This is a genomic window from Pseudomonas sp. HMSC063H08 (assembly GCF_001813645.1).
GTDB lineage: Bacteria > Pseudomonadota > Gammaproteobacteria > Pseudomonadales > Pseudomonadaceae > Pseudomonas > Pseudomonas aeruginosa.
On record NZ_KV813339.1, the window covers coordinates 45,502 to 62,065 of the forward strand.

Below are 16,564 nucleotides of genomic sequence, written 5' to 3' on the forward strand. Positions count from 1 at the left end.
CCGGGTCGCACCCCATAGTTAAGACAGAGCATGGCCCTACTGCAGATCGCCGAGCCCGGTCAGAGTCCCAAGCCCCATGAGCGTCGCCTGGCGGTTGGGATCGACCTGGGTACCACCAATTCGCTGGTCGCCGCGGTGCGTAGCGGCGTCGCCGAGCCCTTGCCGGATGCGCAGGGGCGCCTGATCCTGCCTTCCGCGGTGCGTTATCACGCCGAGCGGGCGGAAGTGGGTGAGAGCGCCCGCGCGGCCGCCGCGAAGGATCCCTTCAATACCATCATTTCGGTCAAGCGTCTGATGGGGCGCGGCCTGGAGGACGTCAAGCAACTGGGCGAGCAATTGCCCTACCGCTTCCGCCAGGGCGAGTCGCACATGCCCTTCATCGAGACCGTACAGGGGCTGAAGAGTCCTGTGGAAGTCTCGGCGGACATCCTGCGTGAGCTGCGCCAGCGCGCCGAAACCACCCTCGGTGGCGAGCTGGTGGGTGCGGTGATCACCGTGCCGGCCTATTTCGACGACGCCCAGCGCCAGGCTACCAAGGATGCCGCGCGCCTGGCCGGACTGAACGTCCTGCGCCTGCTCAACGAGCCGACCGCCGCCGCCGTGGCCTACGGCCTGGACAAGGGCGCGGAAGGCCTGGTGGCCATCTATGACCTGGGTGGTGGAACCTTCGACATTTCTATCCTGCGCCTGACCCGCGGTGTCTTCGAAGTCCTGGCCACCGGCGGCGATACGGCCCTGGGCGGCGACGACTTCGACCATGCCATCGCTGGCTGGGTGATCGAGCAGGCTGGCCTTTCTGCCGATCTGGACCCGGGCAGCCAGCGGCAGTTGCTGCAAATCGCCTGTGCGGCCAAGGAGCGTCTTACCGACGAGGCGTCGGTCCGGGTCGCCTACGGCGACTGGAGCGGCGAGCTGAGCCGGGCGACGCTCGACGAGTTGATCGAGCCGTTCGTCGCTCGCAGCCTGAAGTCCTGCCGCCGAGCGGTGCGCGACTCCGGTGTCGATCTGGAAGAAATCCGCTCTGTGGTGATGGTCGGTGGCTCGACCCGCGTGCCCCGTGTGCGCACGGCGGTTGGCGAGTTGTTCGGCTGCGAGCCGCTGACCGATATCGATCCGGACCAGGTGGTCGCCATCGGCGCGGCCATCCAGGCCGATGCCCTGGCCGGCAACAAGCGCGGCGAGGAATTGCTGCTGCTGGACGTCATTCCGCTGTCGCTCGGCCTGGAAACCATGGGCGGGCTGATGGAGAAGGTGATTCCGCGCAATACCACCATCCCGGTGGCGCGCGCCCAGGAGTTCACCACCTACAAGGACGGCCAGACGGCCATGATGATCCACGTGCTGCAGGGCGAGCGCGAGCTGGTGAAGGATTGTCGTTCGCTGGCGCGCTTCGAGCTGCGCGGCATTCCGCCGATGGTGGCGGGCGCGGCGAAAATCCGGGTGACCTTCCAGGTCGACGCCGACGGCTTGCTCGGCGTGTCCGCACGCGAACTGAGTTCCGGCGTCGAGGCCAGCATCCAGGTCAAGCCGTCCTATGGGCTGACCGACGGCGAGATCGCGCGGATGCTCAAGGACTCCTTCGACTACGCCGGCGACGACAAGGCTGCCCGCGCCCTGCGCGAACAGCAGGTCGAGGCGCAGCGGCTGCTGGAGGCCGTGCAGTCGGCGCTGGACGTCGACGGCGAGCGGCTCCTGGACGAAGAGGAGCGCCTGGCCATCGCGGCGCAGATGGACACCTTGCGTGAACTGGCCGGTGGTAGCGACACCGCGGCCATCGAGAACCAGATCAAGCGCCTGTCCCAGGTGACCGACGCTTTCGCCGCACGGCGGATGGACGCGACCGTCAAGGCCGCGCTCTCCGGCCGCCGGCTCAACGAAATCGAGGAATAAGCGAAGATGCCGCAGATCGTGATTCTGCCCCATGCCGACCACTGCCCCGAGGGGGCGGTATTCGAGGCGAAGCCCGGCGAAACCATCCTGGATGCCGCGTTGCGCAATGGCATCGAGATCGAGCATGCCTGTGAGAAATCCTGCGCCTGCACGACCTGCCACGTAATCGTCCGCGAAGGCCTCGATTCCATGGAGCCGTCCGACGAACTCGAAGACGACATGCTGGACAAGGCCTGGGGTCTGGAGCCCGATTCGCGGCTATCCTGCCAGGCAGTGGTGGCCGACGAAGACCTGGTGGTCGAGATTCCCAAGTACACCATCAACCAGGTGTCGGAAGGCCACTGAGCCCGGCGGTAGAGAGGAGCGTGCAATGAGCCTGAAATGGACCGATGTGCTGGAAATCGCCATCCAGCTCGACGAAAGCAAGCCGGAGGTCGATCCGCGATACGTCAACTTCGTCGATCTGCGGCGCTGGGTGGTGGAACTTCCAGAGTTCTCCGACGATCCTCAGCGTAGCGGGGAGAAAGTCCTGGAGGCCATCCAGGCCGCCTGGATCGAGGAGCGGGACTAGCCATAGGCCCGCCCTACGCATTTGCCGGGAACCCGCGTATAATTCGCGGGTTTTATTTTAGGTAAGGCCTGAAATCGCCCGCGGGCGCATTCCAGGCTAGGCGCGCCGGGCCCGATGCCAGGCGCAGCCACGCTGATTCCGGCCCTTTCGGGCCGTTTTCGTCAGCGTCCTGAACGAATCACGGCGTCCCGCCCCGCTGGCGGGGCCGCCCATGCTAGACAACCTTGTTTCGGAGTTTTACCAATGGCACTGCAACGCACCCTGTCCATCATCAAGCCGGACGCCGTTTCCAAGAACGTGATCGGCGAAATCCTGACCCGCTTCGAGAAAGCCGGCCTGCGCGTCGTCGCCGCTAAAATGGTTCAGCTGTCCGAGCGTGAAGCCGGCGGCTTCTATGCCGAGCACAAAGAGCGTCCGTTCTTCAAGGACCTGGTTTCCTTCATGACTTCCGGTCCGGTTGTAGTCCAGGTTCTGGAAGGCGAGGACGCCATCGCCAAGAACCGCGAGCTGATGGGCGCCACCGATCCGAAGAAAGCCGACGCCGGTACCATCCGCGCCGACTTCGCCGTCTCCATCGACGAGAACGCCGTCCACGGTTCCGATTCCGAAGCTTCCGCCGCTCGCGAGATCGCCTATTTCTTCGCGGCTACCGAAGTCTGCGAGCGCATTCGCTGATCGAGCGTGGGTGAGGGTGAAACCATGACAACGACCACCGCCGGCAAGGTGAACCTGCTGGGCCTGACCCAGCCGCAGCTGGAACAGTTCTTCGAGTCCATCGGCGAGAAGCGTTTCCGGGCCGGCCAGGTCATGAAGTGGATTCACCACTTTGGCGTCGACGATTTCGACGCCATGACCAACGTCGGCAAGGCCTTGCGCGAAAAGCTCAAGGCCTCAGCCGAGATACGCGGTCCCGAGATCGTCAGCCAGGATATTTCCGCCGACGGCACCCGCAAGTGGGTGGTCCGGGTGGCGTCCGGCAGTTGCGTCGAGACCGTGTACATCCCCCAGGGCGGACGCGGCACCCTGTGCGTGTCCTCCCAGGCGGGCTGCGCCCTGGATTGCAGTTTCTGCTCCACCGGCAAGCAGGGTTTCAACAGCGACCTCACCGCCGCCGAGGTGATCGGCCAGGTGTGGATCGCCAACAAGTCGTTCGGTACCGTTCCGGCCAAGATCGACCGCGCCATCACCAATGTCGTGATGATGGGCATGGGCGAGCCGCTGCTGAACTTCGACAACGTGGTCGCCGCCATGAACATCATGATGGACGACCTCGGCTACGGTATTTCCAAGCGCAAGGTGACCCTGTCCACCTCCGGCGTGGTGCCGATGATCGACAAGCTCGGCGAGGTGATCGACGTGTCCCTGGCCCTGTCGCTGCACGCACCGAACGACGAGTTGCGCAACAAGCTGGTGCCGATCAACAAGAAGTATCCGCTGGGCATGCTGCTGGATGCCTGCCGCCGGTATATTTCCCGGCTCGGCGAGAAGCGCGTGCTGACCGTCGAGTACACCCTGCTCAAGGATGTCAACGATCAGCCCGAGCATGCTGAGCAGATGATCGCATTGCTGAAAGACACGCCTTGCAAGATCAACCTGATTCCGTTTAATCCATTCCCGCACTCCGGCTACGAGCGCCCGAGCAACAATGCCATCCGGCGTTTCCAGGACATGTTGCACAAGGGCGGCTTCAACGTGACCGTGCGTACCACCCGCGGCGACGACATCGACGCAGCCTGTGGCCAGCTGGTCGGCCAGGTCATGGATCGTACCCGCCGGAGCGAACGTTATATTGCCGTGCGCCAACTGGCCGAGTCCGAGTCGGCGGCGAATCGAAATTGAGTGAGAGGAGGGTTCCGATGACTGTACGCGCCGCGCTGGTGTTCCTGTTGGCAGTTGGGCTGACAGGCTGCGTGACGAGCGGAGATCAGAATCCCCTGAAAACCGACAAGGGCCGTGACGAGGCGCGCGATGCCTATATCCAGCTCGGCCTCGGCTATCTCCAGCGGGGGAACACCGAGCAGGCCAAGGTGCCGCTGCGCAAGGCCCTCGAGATCGACCCTTCCAGCGCCGACGCGCATGCCGCGCTGGCGGTGGTGTTCCAGACCGAGATGGAGCCCAAGCTGGCCGACGAGGAGTACCGCAAGGCGCTCGCCAGCGATAGCCGCAATGCCCGGGTACTGAACAACTACGGCGGTTTCCTCTACGAGCAGAAGCGCTACGAGGAGGCCTATCAGCGTCTCCTGGAGGCCAGCCAGGACACCCTCTATCCCGAGCGCTCGCGGGTCTTCGAGAACCTCGGCCTGGTTTCGCTGCAAATGAAGAAACCGGCCCAGGCCAAGGAGTACTTCGAGAAATCCCTGCGTCTGAACCGTAACCAGCCCAGCGTCGCGCTGGAGATGGCCGACCTGCTCTACAAGGAGCGCGAGTACGTGCCGGCTCGCCAGTACTATGATCTCTTTGCCCAGGGCGGCGGGCAGAACGCCCGCAGCCTGTTGCTGGGCATTCGTCTCGCGAAGGTCTTCGAGGACCGCGACACGGCCGCCAGCTATGGCCTGCAGTTGAAACGCCTGTACCCAGGCTCTCCCGAATATCAGGAATTCCAGGCGGAAAAATGATGAAAGCGCCGCAGCCCGAAGTCGTAGCCACCGCTTCCCGTCAGAACCCCGGGGAAACCCTGCGCCAGGCGCGCGAGCAGAAGGGCTTGTCGTTGTCGCAGGTGGCCGGGCAACTGAACCTGACCGAGAATTCGCTGCGTCAGCTGGAAAACGGCGCGTTCGACAAGCTGCCGGGGCACACCTTCTCGCGCGGCTACATCCGCGCCTACGCCAAGCTCATGGGCCTCGACCAGGCCGAGCTGGTCAACAGCTTCGACCATTTCACCGGCACCAATGCCAGCGGCAGCACCGTACAGAGCCTGGGACGGGTCGCCGAGCCGGTGCGCCTGTCGCGCAACGTGCTGCGTATCGTCAGTCTGTTACTGCTCGCCCTGCTGATCGGCTTCGGCTACTTCTGGTGGCAGGAGCATTCCGCGCGCACGCCGGAAACCGCCGGTCTGAGCCTCGAGCATGTCGAAGTGGAAAGCGCCGACGGCACCACCGAGATCCATACCCTGGACGAGCCTGAAGACCAGGCGGTGATCGAAGCGCAGAAGGAAGGCGAGCAAGCGCCCGCCGAGGTTTCTCCGGAAGTCGCCGCCCAGGCCGAGGGTTCGCCGCCGGTGGCGAGCGAGGGCGCGCAGGTTCCCGCCGCTCCGGCCCAGGGCACCCCCTCCGCGCCCCAGCAGCCTGTTACCGCCGCGCCTGCCGGCACGGCTCCCGCTCCCGGTAATGCTCCAGCCGTTCCGGCGACGGCCAGTCCGGCCGCCCCGCCAACGCCGAGCGAACCTGCCGCCGCGCCCGTGGTGGCCGGCGAGGGCCAGGGGGTGGTCAAGGTACAGTTCGTCGCCGATTGCTGGACCCAGGTCACCGACGCCAACGGCAAGGTCCTGGTCAGCGCGCTGAAGCGCAAGGGCGACAGCCTGGAACTGGCCGGCAAGGCCCCGCTGGAGCTGCGCCTCGGTTTCGCTCGCGGCGCCCAGGTCAGCTACAACGGCCAGCCGGTGGACGTGACCCCCTTCGTCCGCGGCGAAACGGCCCGTCTGAAGGTAGGACAATGAGCATTCATAGCGCTTCTCCGATCATTCGCCGCAAGTCTCGGAAAATCTGGGTCGGCAACGTCCCGGTGGGCGGCGATGCGCCGATCGCCGTGCAGAGCATGACCAACACCGAGACCTGCGACGTCGCTGCCACCGTCGCGCAGATCCGCCGGCTGGAAGATGCCGGTGCGGACATCGTGCGGGTTTCCGTCCCCGACATGGACGCCGCCGAGGCGTTCGGCAAGATCAAGCAGCAGGTCAACGTGCCGCTGGTCGCCGACATCCACTTCGACTATCGCATCGCCCTGCGCGTCGCCGAGCTGGGAGTGGACTGCCTGCGCATCAATCCGGGCAACATCGGTCGCGAGGACCGGGTCAAGGCCGTGGTCGACGCCGCGCGCGAGCGCAACATCCCGATCCGTATCGGCGTCAATGCCGGTTCGCTGGAAAAGGACCTGCAGAAGAAATACGGCGAACCGACCCCGGAAGCCCTGCTCGAATCGGCCATGCGCCACGTCGATCATCTCGACAAGCTGGACTTCCAGAACTTCAAGGTCAGCGTCAAGGCCTCCGACGTCTTCATGGCCGTCGCCGCCTATCGCCTGCTGGCCAGGCAGATCGAGCAGCCCCTGCACCTGGGCATCACCGAGGCCGGCGGCCTGCGCTCCGGCACGGTGAAGTCGGCGGTGGGGCTGGGCATGCTCCTGGCCGAGGGAATCGGCGACACCATCCGGATTTCCCTGGCTGCCGATCCGGTCGAGGAGATCAAGGTCGGTTTCGACATCCTCAAGTCCCTGCACCTGCGCTCCCGTGGCATCAACTTCATCGCCTGCCCGAGCTGTTCGCGGCAGAACTTCGACGTGGTGAAGACCATGAACGAGCTGGAAGGGCGCCTGGAGGACCTGCTGGTACCGATGGACGTGGCCGTGATCGGTTGCGTCGTCAACGGTCCGGGCGAAGCCAAGGAGGCCCATGTCGGCCTCACCGGCGGCACTCCGAACCTGGTGTATATCGACGGCAAGCCGTCGCAGAAACTGACCAACGACAACCTGGTGGACGAGCTGGAACGGCTGATCCGCCAGAAGGCGGCCGAGAAGGCCGAAGCCGATGCGAGCCTGATCGCCCGCGGCTGACCCGTTTAAGGACCCTACGTGAGCAAGTCCCTGCAAGCCATTCGTGGCATGAACGACATCCTGCCGGAGCAGACTCCGGCCTGGCGCTATCTGGAACGCACCTTCGCCGGCCTGCTGGACGGCTACGGCTACAGCGAGATCCGCCTGCCCATCCTCGAGTTCACCGAACTCTTCGCCCGCGGCATCGGCGAAGGCACCGACGTGGTCGACAAGGAGATGTACACCTTCCTCGACCGCAACGGCGAATCCCTGACCATGCGTCCGGAAGGTACCGCCGGTTGCGTGCGCGCCGTGCTGGAGCACGGCCTGAGCGGCGGTGGCCAGGTGCAGAAGCTCTGGTACACCGGGCCGATGTTCCGTTACGAGAAACCGCAGAAAGGTCGCTACCGGCAGTTCCACCAGATCGGCGTGGAAGTCTTCAACCTGCCCGGTCCGGACATCGACGCCGAGTTGATCATCCTCACCTGGCGCCTGTGGCAGAAGCTCGGCATGGCCGACGCGGTGACCCTGCAGCTCAACACCCTCGGTTCCAGCGAGGCCCGCGCACGCTATCGCGAGGCCCTGGTGGCCTATCTGCAGGAGCGCTTCGAGCAACTCGACGAAGACAGCCAGCGGCGCATGACCACCAATCCGCTGCGAATCCTCGACAGCAAGGTGGAGAGCACCCAGGCGTTGCTGGTCGGCGCGCCGACCCTGCACGACTATCTCGACGAAGAATCGATCGCCCACTTCGAGGGTCTCAAGGCCCGCCTGGATGCTGTCGGACTGCGCTACGAAATCAACCAGAAGCTGGTGCGCGGCCTGGACTATTACTGCCGCACGGCTTTCGAGTGGGTCACCGACAAGCTTGGCGCCCAGGGCACCGTTTGCGGCGGTGGCCGCTACGACGGGCTGGTCAGCCAGTTCGGCGGCAAGCCGACCCCGGGCGTCGGTTTCGCCATGGGCGTGGAACGCCTGGTGCTGCTGCTGGAAACCTTGGGGGTGATCCCCGCCGAACTGAACCGTCCGGCCGACCTCTACGTCTGCGCCTTCGGCGAACCGGCCGAGCTGGCCGCCCTGACCCTGGCCGAACAATTGCGCAGCGCCATTCCCGGCATACGCCTGCTGGTCAACGCCGGCGCCGGTAGCTTCAAGAGCCAGTTCAAGAAGGCCGACAAGAGCGGCGCGCGCTTTGCCCTGATCCTCGGGGAGGACGAGGTGGCCAATCGCGTGGTAGGTTTCAAGCCCCTGCGTGACGAGGGCGAGCAACAAAGCATTGCCTGGGATGCTCTGCCCGAGCACCTGGCAGCCTGTCTGGCACAGGCTTGAGAACATAAAGAATAGGAGTGATTGGGGTGACATCGCGTACCGAAGACGAAGACCTGGCGCAGATCAAGGACTGGTGGCAGCGCAACGGCAAGCCCCTGGTCACCGGCGGCATCCTCGCGCTGGCAGTGGTATTCGGCTGGCAGGCCTGGCAGAAGTACCAGACCAACCAGGCGCAGGGCGCCTCGATCGTCTACCAGCAACTGATCGAAACCGCGCTGAATCCGGCCGGCCAGCCGGATCCGGCGAAGGTGGCGGAGCTGGCCGGCAAGCTGAAGAGCGAGTTCGGCGGCACCCATTATGCCCAGTACGGCAGCCTGTTCGTGGCCAAGGTCGCGGTCGACAGCGGCAAGCTGGATGACGCCGTTGCCGAGCTGAAGGCGGTCATGGACAAGCCGGCCGACGCCACCCTCGGCGAACTGGCGCGGCAGCGCCTGGCCCGGGTCCTGGCGGCCCAGGGCAAGGTCGAGGAAGGCCTGAAGCTGCTCGATGGCGACGCCGACAAGGCCTACGTCTCTACCCGCGAGGAGCTCAAGGGCGACCTGCTGGTGCAGCTCAAGCGCACCGACGAGGCCCGCGCGGCCTACGAGAAAGCCAAGCAGTCGCTGCCCGAAGACGGTGCCGGCGATGCCCTGCAGATCAAGCTCGACGACCTGTCCAAGGGAGAGGCCTGAGATGGTGCAATGGAAACACGCGGCGCTGCTCGCCCTGGCCCTGGCGGTCGTGGGTTGCAGCAGCAACAGCAAGAAGGAACTCCCGCCCGCCGAACTGACCGACTTCAAAGAGGAAGTCGTGTTGAGCAAGCAGTGGAGCCGCTCGGTCGGTGATGGCCAGGGCGACCTGTACAACCTGCTCGAACCGGCCGTCGATGGTTCCAGCATCTACGCCGCGTCCGCCGAAGGGCGGGTGATGGCGATCCAGCGCGAGACCGGCGACGTGCTCTGGAAGAAGGACCTGGAACGTCCGGTTTCCGGCGGTGTCGGCGTTGGCTACGGCCTGGTGCTGGTGGGTACCCTGCGCGGTGACGTGATCGCCCTCGACGAAGCCACCGGCAAGAAGAAGTGGACCAAGCGAGTCAACAGCGAAGTGCTGTCGGCGCCGGCCACCAACGGCGACGTGGTGGTGGTGCAGACCCAGGACGACAAGCTGATCGGCCTCGATGCGGCCAGCGGCGACCAGCGCTGGATCTACGAAAGCACCGTGCCGGTGCTGACCCTGCGCGGCACCGGCGCGCCGCTGATCGCCGGCAACATGGCCCTGGCTGGCCTGGCCAGCGGCAAGGTGGTGGCGGTCGACGTACAGCGCGGCCTGCCGATCTGGGAGCAGCGGGTAGCGATTCCCCAGGGGCGTTCCGAACTGGATCGCGTGGTGGACATCGACGGCGGCCTCCTGCTGTCCGGCGACACCCTCTACGTGGTCAGCTACCAGGGCCGTGCCGCGGCGCTGGACGTGAACAGCGGCCGCCTGCTCTGGCAGCGCGAAGCGTCGAGCTACGTCGGCGTCGCCGAAGGCTTCGGCAATATCTACGTCAGCCAGGCCAGCGGTTCGGTGGAAGGCCTGGATTCGCGCGGCGCCTCTTCGCTGTGGAACAACGACGCTCTGGCGCGTCGCCAACTGTCGGCTCCGGCGGTGTTCTCCAGCAACGTGGTGGTCGGCGACCTGGAAGGCTACGTGCACCTGCTGAGCCAGGTGGACGGTCGCTTCGTCGGTCGCGAGCGGGTCGACAGCGATGGCGTGCGGGTTCGTCCGCTGGTGGTCGGGAGCTGGATGTACGTGTTCGGCAACGGTGGCAAGCTCGTCGCCTACACCATCCGCTAGACTGGGTTTCAAGTGTCCGGCCGCTGCCGTCCGACGTCAGCGGCCTTTGTGTTTTCTGAATTCTCGTGGAGAGCCGCATGGTTCCCGTTATTGCCCTGGTGGGTCGCCCGAACGTCGGCAAGTCCACTCTGTTCAACCGCCTGACCAAGTCGCGCGACGCCATCGTGGCGGAGTACGCAGGCCTGACCCGCGATCGCCAGTACGGCGAGGCGCGCTGGCAGGGCCGCACCTATATCGTCATCGATACCGGAGGCATCTCCGGCGATGAGGAAGGCATCGATGCGAAAATGGCCGAGCAATCGTTGCAGGCCATCGAGGAGGCGGATGCCGTCCTGTTCCTGGTCGATTCGCGCGCCGGCATGACCGCCGCCGACCAGATGATCGCCGAGCACCTGCGCAAGCGGAACAAGCGCAGCTTCCTGATCGCCAACAAGGTCGACACCATCGATCCCGATCTCGCTCGTGCCGAGTTCAGCCCGCTGGGCCTGGGCGATGCGCTGCCGATCGCCGCCGCCCACGGTCGCGGCATCAACCATATGCTGCAGGAAGCCCTGGGGATCTTCCCCAAGGACAACGCGGAGGAAGAAGGCGAGGGCGAGCCGGCGAGCGAAGAGGTCGCCGAAGGCGAGGAACCGACCCGGATTCCTGGTCCCAGCGAGAAGGACGGGATCAAGATCGCCATCATCGGCCGGCCCAACGTGGGCAAGTCGACCCTGGTCAACCGCATGCTCGGCGAAGAGCGGGTGATCGTCTACGACCAGGCCGGCACCACCCGCGACAGCATCTACATCCCGTTCGAGCGCAACGAGGAGAAGTACACCCTGATCGACACCGCTGGCGTGCGGCGTCGCGGCAAGATCTTCGAGGCGGTGGAAAAGTTCTCGGTGGTGAAGACCCTCCAGGCGATCCAGGACGCCAACGTGGTGATCTTCGTCATGGACGCCCGCGAAGGGGTGGTCGAGCACGACCTCAACCTGCTCGGCTTCGTCCTCGAGACCGGCCGTGCCCTGGTCATCGCCCTGAACAAGTGGGATGGCATGGAGGCGGCCGAGCGTGACTACGTGAAGACCGAACTGGAGCGGCGCCTGCTGTTCGTCGACTTCGCCGACATCCATTTCATTTCGGCCCTGCATGGCACCGGCGTCGGCCATCTCTACAAGTCGGTCCAGGAATCCTTCCGTTCGGCGGTGACCCGCTGGCCGACCAGCCGCCTGACCAGCATCCTCGAGGACGCCGTGCAGGTGCACCAGCCGCCGATGGTCAACGGTCGCCGGATCAAGCTGCGCTACGCCCACCTGGGCGGCGCCAACCCGCCGCTGATCGTGATCCACGGCAACCAGGTGGACGCGGTGCCGAAGGCCTACACCCGCTACCTGGAGAAGACCTACCGGCGGGTATTGAAGTTGGTCGGTACGCCGATCCGCATCGAGTACAAGGGCGGCGAGAACCCCTACGAGGGCAAGAAGAACTCGCTGACCGCGCGCCAGGTCAACAAGAAGCGCCGGCTGATGTCGCACCACAAGAAAGCCGAGAAAAAGAAGAAGGACAAGCGCCGCTGAGGGTGGCGTTTCCTTCGTCGAAAGGCCCGGCAGGTATCCCTGTCGGGCCTTTTTCATTGGCCGCGGCTGTAGCCCGCGGGACGAACCAGGCCGCCGGCGTTGACCGCCGATGCCCTGTCGTGGCGACGAATGATCGCGAGGCGGTTGTTCGTCCTGCGCCATCGCCTGGCCCATATTCCCCTCTGACCTGAAGCGGCCACGGTTTTTTCTAAGGCGTGCCCCTGCAGCGTCGCTCCCGGATCGGCTATCCTGCCCTGCCACCCGTCTGGCCGGGCTGTCGTCCGGCGAGTCTCTGCAGGAAGTCCCGATGATTCAGAGCAAGCTGCCGAATGTCGGCACCACCATCTTCACCCGCATGTCGCAACTGGCCGCCGAGTGTGGCGCGATCAACCTCTCCCAGGGCTTTCCCGATTTCGACGGTCCGCCGGAGCTGCGCGAGGCGGTAGGCCGGCATATCGCCGCCGGGCACAACCAGTACGCGCCGATGACCGGCTTGCCGGCCCTGCGCGAGCAGGTGGCGAAGAAGATCGAGCAGTTCTATGGACGCCGGGTGAGCACCGACAGCGAGGTGACCATCACGCCGGGGGCGACCGAGGCGATCTTCAGCGCGATCCAGGCGCTGGTCCATCCGGGCGACGAAGTGGTGGTACTCGACCCGTCCTACGACAGCTACGAACCCTCCGTGCAACTCGCCGGCGGGCGTTGCGTGCACGTGCCGCTGGCGCTGCCGGACTTCTCCATCGACTGGCAGCGCATGGCCGAGGCCATCGGGCCGCGTACCCGGCTGGTCATCATCAATACCCCGCACAACCCCAGCGGCGCGCTGATCAACCGCGAGGAACTGGACCGCCTGGCCGCGTTGATCCGCGACCGGGATATCTACCTGATCAGCGACGAGGTCTACGAGCACCTGGTGTTCGACGGTGTCGCCCATACCAGCGTGCTGTCCCACGAGGAGTTGTATCCGCGCTCCTTCGTGGTCAGCTCGTTCGGCAAGACCTACCACGTCACCGGCTGGAAGACCGGCTACGTGGTCGCGCCGCCGGCGCTCAGCGCGGAGCTGCGCAAGGTTCACCAGTACGTCAACTTCTGTGGCGTCACGCCGCTGCAATGGGCATTGGCGGACTACATGGCCGGCCATCCCGAACATTTGCGGCAATTGCCCGGTTTCTACCAGGCCAAGCGCGACCTATTCTGCGACCTGCTGTTGGACTCTCGCTTCCGTTTCACCCGTGCGCCGGGCACCTACTTCCAGTGCGTGGACTATTCGGCCGTCCGTCCGGACCTGGACGACGTGGCCATGGCCGAGTGGCTGACCCGCGAACACGGAGTGGCGGCGATCCCGGTTTCGGTGTTTTATGAAAAGGCGCCGGACGCCATGCGGCTGGTCCGGTTCTGTTACGCCAAACGCGAGGAGACGCTGCGTCAGGCAGCGGAAAAGCTATGCGCGATCTGACGGTTCTGCCGGACCTGGACATCGCCCTGGTCCAATCCTCCCTGGCCTGGCACGACGCCCAGGCCAACCGCGAGCATTTCGCCGCCCTGCTGGAGAGCGCCGCCGGCGCCGACCTGGTGGTCCTCCCGGAGATGTTCACCACGGGTTTCAGCATGGCTTCGGCCGAGCAGGCCGAGCCCGAGCTGGGGCCGACCCATGCCTGGCTGCTGGAGCAGGCCCGGCGCCTTGGTGCGGTGGTCACCGGCAGCCTGATCGTCCAGCTCGCCGACGGCAGCCATCGCAACCGCCTGCTCTGGGCGCGTCCGGACGGCGAGATGCTGCACTACGACAAGCGCCATCTGTTCCGCATGGCCGGCGAGCACGAGCACTACAGTCCCGGCGAACGCCAGGAACTGTTCGAACTCAAGGGCTGGCGGGTGCGCCCGTTGATCTGCTACGACCTGCGTTTCCCGGTGTGGAGCCGCGACCCGCACGACACCGACCTGTTGCTCTACACCGCCAACTGGCCCGCGCCTCGTCGACAGCACTGGAACCGCCTGCTGCCGGCGCGGGCGATCGAGAACCTTTGCTACGTGGTGGCGGTGAACCGTATCGGCGAAGACGGCAACGCCTTGCGCTACGCTGGGGATAGCCAGGTCCTGGACTTCCAGGGCGACAGCCTGTTCAACGCGGCGGACGCCGACGGCGTGTTCCGCGTCCGGCTGGACGCGGCGGCACTGGCGGCCTATCGCCAGCGTTTCCCGGCCTACATGGACGCGGATCGCTTCGAAATCCATCCTTGAGTGCCGGAACGTCCGCTTCCGGTCGATGTCCGAGGCCATGACCCGGCGCTGCGCATGATGGCGCAGTGCCGGGAATGGAGTTACCCGTATCCCGCGGCGCCGCGCCGTGGGCATCAGATCAGGAGGAAGACCAATGGGACTGCTCGATTCGATTCTCGGTTCGGCGCTGGGTGGCTCTGAAGGACAGGGAGGTGCTCGCGATCCGAAAGTGGCCCTGTTGATCGGGCTGGTGACCATGCTGATGTCGCGCCAGGGCGGTGCGGCACAGGGCGGTGGCGATGGCGGTGGTCTGCTCGGTTCGCTGGGCAGCATCCTTGGTGGCGCCGGCGGCGGGGCTGCGAGCGGCGGGCTGGGTGGCGTCCTCGGCGATCTGCTCGGTGGCGCCGCGGGCGGTGCCGGGCAGGCGGCGCCGGGCGTGGAGGCCGGCTCCCTGGGCGGACTCGGCGGATTGTTCCAGATGCTCCAGAACGCAGGCCTGGGCGATGCCCTGAATTCCTGGATCGGCGCTGGGCCGAACCAGTCGGTGTCGGCGGCGGACATTTCCCGCGCCTTCGGCGACGGTCAGTTGCAGCAACTGGCGGACTCCGCCGGAGTCAGCCAGGGCGAGGCGGCCGAACACCTGAGCAGCCTGCTGCCGGAACTGGTCAACAAGCTGACGCCGGACGGCCAGGCGCCACAGGGCGACCTGGACATCGGTTCGCTGCTGGCGCGCTTCAGCTAAGGCTTTCCCGTCGATGCGGGGCGGATAGCCGCGATACGGTTATCCGCTCTACGCAACGGGGCGAGGCCGCCCGCCGACGGCAGGTCGGTCAATAGGCGCTGGCGCTGTCCAGGCGGTGGATCGCCTGTTCGTCGAGCTTCAGGTGGGTGGCGGCGATCAGGTCGTCGAGCTGTTCCAGGCTGGTGGCGCTGGCGATCGGCGCGGTCACCGTCGGGCGAGCGATGAGCCAGGCCAGGGCGACCTGGGTCGGGTTGGCGTTGTACTGCTCGGCCACTTCGTCGAGCGCCGCGAGGATGGCCACGCCGCGCTCGTTGAGATAACCCTTCACCTTCTCCCCCCGGGCTCGCCCGGCGGTGTCGGCCTGGCTGCGGTACTTGCCGCTGAGGAAGCCGCTGGCCAGCGAGTAGTAGCTGATCACCCCGATACCGAGTTCTTCCACCGTCGGCTCCAGGTTGGTCTCGTAGTCGGCGCGATCGTACAGGTTGTATTCGGGTTGCAGGCTCTGGTAGCTCGGCAGGTGAAGCCGGGCGCTGACCTGGCGTGCCTCGAGAAGGCGCCGGGCGTCGTAGTTGGAGGCGCCGATGACCCGCACCTTGCCTTTCTTGATCAGTTCGCCATAGGTGGAAAGGGTTTCCTCCAGGTCGGTGTGGGGATCGTCGGTGTGCGACTGGTAGAGGTCCAGGTAGTCGGTCTGCAGGCGTCGTAGCGAGCGCTCCAGGGCCTGCTCGATATAGGCGGCGGAGAGGCCTTTGTGGCCATTGCCCATGTCCATCCCGACCTTGCTGGCGATCACCACGCGGTCGCGTTTGCCGGTGCGTTTCAGCCACTTGCCGATGAGGGTTTCCGACTCGCCGCCCTGGTGCCCGGGAACCCAGCGCGAATAGACGTCGGCGGTGTCGATGCAGTTCAGGCCGGCGTCGAGCAGGGCGTCCAGCAGCCTGAAGGAGGTGCTTTCGTCGGCAGTCCAGCCGAAGACGTTGCCGCCGAATACCAGTGCCGGTATCTCCAGGCCGGAGTTGCCGAGTTTGCGTGTGGTCATGCGTCATCCCTCCTGAGTGCGGTCCTGTGTGGGCGCTTTCGTTCGCACGTCTTGCTGTGACTCCCGGCGGGCGCGGAATGTTCAGCCGGCGCGCGGCGTCCTATAGACTCTGCCGGTTGCCGGGATTTTCCAATGCCGGCCCTGGTAAAGCTTCAGTAAAGATCCGCAGGGAGCACACGCATGAACAGCGACACCGAGAATCCGTTCCGCCCGCCGGAGGCCCGCCTGGACGAGCCTGACGCCACCCATGTCGAGCCGTTGTACAGGCTTTCCGCGATCGGTCTGGGTACCTTCATCGGCACGCCCCTGGCCGGCGCCTTCCTCGCGGCGGTGAATCTCCGTCGCCTGGGACGGGCGCAGGAAGTCGGGAAAACCTGGCTGGTCGGCCTCGGCCTGTTCGTCCTGCTGCCGGTCCTGGGCGCGATACTGCCGGAGAACATCCCCTCGATCGGCTTCACGGTGGCGCAGATATTCGGCATGGTCTACTACGCCAAATCAGCCTTCGGTCCGGCCCTGGACAGCCACAAGGCAGCGGGCGGAGCGTTCATTTCCAACTGGCGGGCGGCCGGGATCGGCCTGCTGTTCATGCTGGCGGTCCTGTCGGTAGCGATCCCGGTGGTGATGCCAAGGCAATCGCATGAAGCTCACCTGAGACC

Annotated in this window: 17 protein-coding genes; 16 read left to right on the forward strand and 1 reads right to left on the reverse strand. The window is 65.6% G+C overall.

Annotated elements, in window-relative coordinates:
- Positions 1 to 30: 30 nt before the first annotated feature.
- The 15 genes from hscA to HMPREF2924_RS02790 all read left to right on the forward strand — a co-directional run bounded on the left by hscA (position 31) and on the right by HMPREF2924_RS02790 (position 14,869).
- Entirely contained in the window at positions 31 to 1,890 is a 1,860-nt protein-coding gene (gene hscA / locus HMPREF2924_RS02720; protein ID WP_003092822.1) for a Fe-S protein assembly chaperone HscA, read from the forward strand.
- A 6-nt stretch (positions 1,891 to 1,896) separates the two neighbouring features.
- The gene (gene fdx / locus HMPREF2924_RS02725) at positions 1,897 to 2,235 is read left to right on the forward strand and encodes an ISC system 2Fe-2S type ferredoxin (RefSeq protein WP_003092818.1); all 339 of its coding nucleotides are present in this window, start codon (positions 1,897 to 1,899) and stop codon (positions 2,233 to 2,235) included.
- Between the two features lie 25 nt (positions 2,236 to 2,260).
- A complete protein-coding gene (iscX, locus tag HMPREF2924_RS02730) occupies positions 2,261 to 2,461 on the forward strand; it encodes a Fe-S cluster assembly protein IscX (protein ID WP_003092814.1) in 201 nt (66 codons plus the stop codon).
- 243 nt (positions 2,462 to 2,704) lie between these two features.
- Positions 2,705 to 3,136, forward strand: coding sequence for a nucleoside-diphosphate kinase (ndk, locus tag HMPREF2924_RS02735; protein ID WP_003092811.1), 432 nt, complete (start codon positions 2,705 to 2,707; stop codon positions 3,134 to 3,136).
- A 24-nt stretch (positions 3,137 to 3,160) separates the two neighbouring features.
- Positions 3,161 to 4,300 (forward strand): dual-specificity RNA methyltransferase RlmN, encoded by a 1,140-nt coding sequence (gene rlmN / locus HMPREF2924_RS02740; RefSeq protein ID WP_003092809.1) that lies wholly within the window; start codon positions 3,161 to 3,163, stop codon positions 4,298 to 4,300.
- 17 nt (positions 4,301 to 4,317) lie between these two features.
- Positions 4,318 to 5,076 carry a type 4a pilus biogenesis protein PilF gene (gene pilF, locus HMPREF2924_RS02745; RefSeq protein WP_003092804.1) on the forward strand — a complete coding sequence of 253 codons (759 nt, stop codon included), beginning with the start codon at positions 4,318 to 4,320 and terminating at the stop codon, positions 5,074 to 5,076.
- Positions 5,073 to 6,116 carry a RodZ domain-containing protein gene (locus HMPREF2924_RS02750; RefSeq protein WP_003129774.1) on the forward strand — a complete coding sequence of 348 codons (1,044 nt, stop codon included), beginning with the start codon at positions 5,073 to 5,075 and terminating at the stop codon, positions 6,114 to 6,116. Before pilF ends, HMPREF2924_RS02750 begins: the two co-directional genes overlap by 4 nt.
- Positions 6,113 to 7,228: a flavodoxin-dependent (E)-4-hydroxy-3-methylbut-2-enyl-diphosphate synthase gene (ispG, locus tag HMPREF2924_RS02755; protein WP_003092800.1), complete on the forward strand. Its 1,116-nt coding sequence runs from the start codon at positions 6,113 to 6,115 to the stop codon at positions 7,226 to 7,228. Before HMPREF2924_RS02750 ends, ispG begins: the two co-directional genes overlap by 4 nt.
- Before the next feature lie 18 nt (positions 7,229 to 7,246).
- Complete coding sequence (gene hisS / locus HMPREF2924_RS02760; protein ID WP_003092797.1) at positions 7,247 to 8,536, forward strand: histidine--tRNA ligase; 1,290 nt, start codon at positions 7,247 to 7,249, stop codon at positions 8,534 to 8,536.
- Between the two features lie 26 nt (positions 8,537 to 8,562).
- The gene (locus tag HMPREF2924_RS02765; RefSeq protein WP_003137855.1) at positions 8,563 to 9,207 is read left to right on the forward strand and encodes a YfgM family protein; all 645 of its coding nucleotides are present in this window, start codon (positions 8,563 to 8,565) and stop codon (positions 9,205 to 9,207) included.
- A gap of 1 nt (position 9,208) precedes the next feature.
- Positions 9,209 to 10,351, forward strand: a complete 1,143-nt coding sequence (gene bamB, locus HMPREF2924_RS02770; RefSeq protein WP_003129775.1) for an outer membrane protein assembly factor BamB — start codon at positions 9,209 to 9,211, stop codon at positions 10,349 to 10,351.
- A 77-nt stretch (positions 10,352 to 10,428) separates the two neighbouring features.
- The gene (gene der, locus HMPREF2924_RS02775; protein ID WP_003092786.1) at positions 10,429 to 11,910 is read left to right on the forward strand and encodes a ribosome biogenesis GTPase Der; all 1,482 of its coding nucleotides are present in this window, start codon (positions 10,429 to 10,431) and stop codon (positions 11,908 to 11,910) included.
- A gap of 307 nt (positions 11,911 to 12,217) precedes the next feature.
- Positions 12,218 to 13,366: a pyridoxal phosphate-dependent aminotransferase gene (locus tag HMPREF2924_RS02780; RefSeq protein ID WP_003129786.1), complete on the forward strand. Its 1,149-nt coding sequence runs from the start codon at positions 12,218 to 12,220 to the stop codon at positions 13,364 to 13,366.
- On the forward strand, positions 13,354 to 14,148 hold the full coding sequence (locus tag HMPREF2924_RS02785; RefSeq protein WP_003092781.1) for an amidohydrolase: 795 nt from the start codon (positions 13,354 to 13,356) through the stop codon (positions 14,146 to 14,148). Before HMPREF2924_RS02780 ends, HMPREF2924_RS02785 begins: the two co-directional genes overlap by 13 nt.
- Positions 14,149 to 14,281: 133 nt before the next feature.
- Positions 14,282 to 14,869, forward strand: coding sequence for a YidB family protein (locus tag HMPREF2924_RS02790; RefSeq protein ID WP_003129788.1), 588 nt, complete (start codon positions 14,282 to 14,284; stop codon positions 14,867 to 14,869).
- 88 nt (positions 14,870 to 14,957) lie between these two features.
- On the opposite strand, the gene HMPREF2924_RS02795 is transcribed toward HMPREF2924_RS02790, so the two are convergent.
- Complete coding sequence (locus HMPREF2924_RS02795) at positions 14,958 to 15,908, reverse strand: aldo/keto reductase (RefSeq protein ID WP_003129791.1); 951 nt, start codon at positions 15,906 to 15,908, stop codon at positions 14,958 to 14,960.
- Between the two features lie 180 nt (positions 15,909 to 16,088).
- On the opposite strand from HMPREF2924_RS02795, the gene HMPREF2924_RS02800 reads away from it, so the two are divergent.
- Positions 16,089 to 16,564: hypothetical protein (locus HMPREF2924_RS02800; protein WP_070700331.1), on the forward strand; the 476-nt coding region annotated here is incomplete at its 3' end.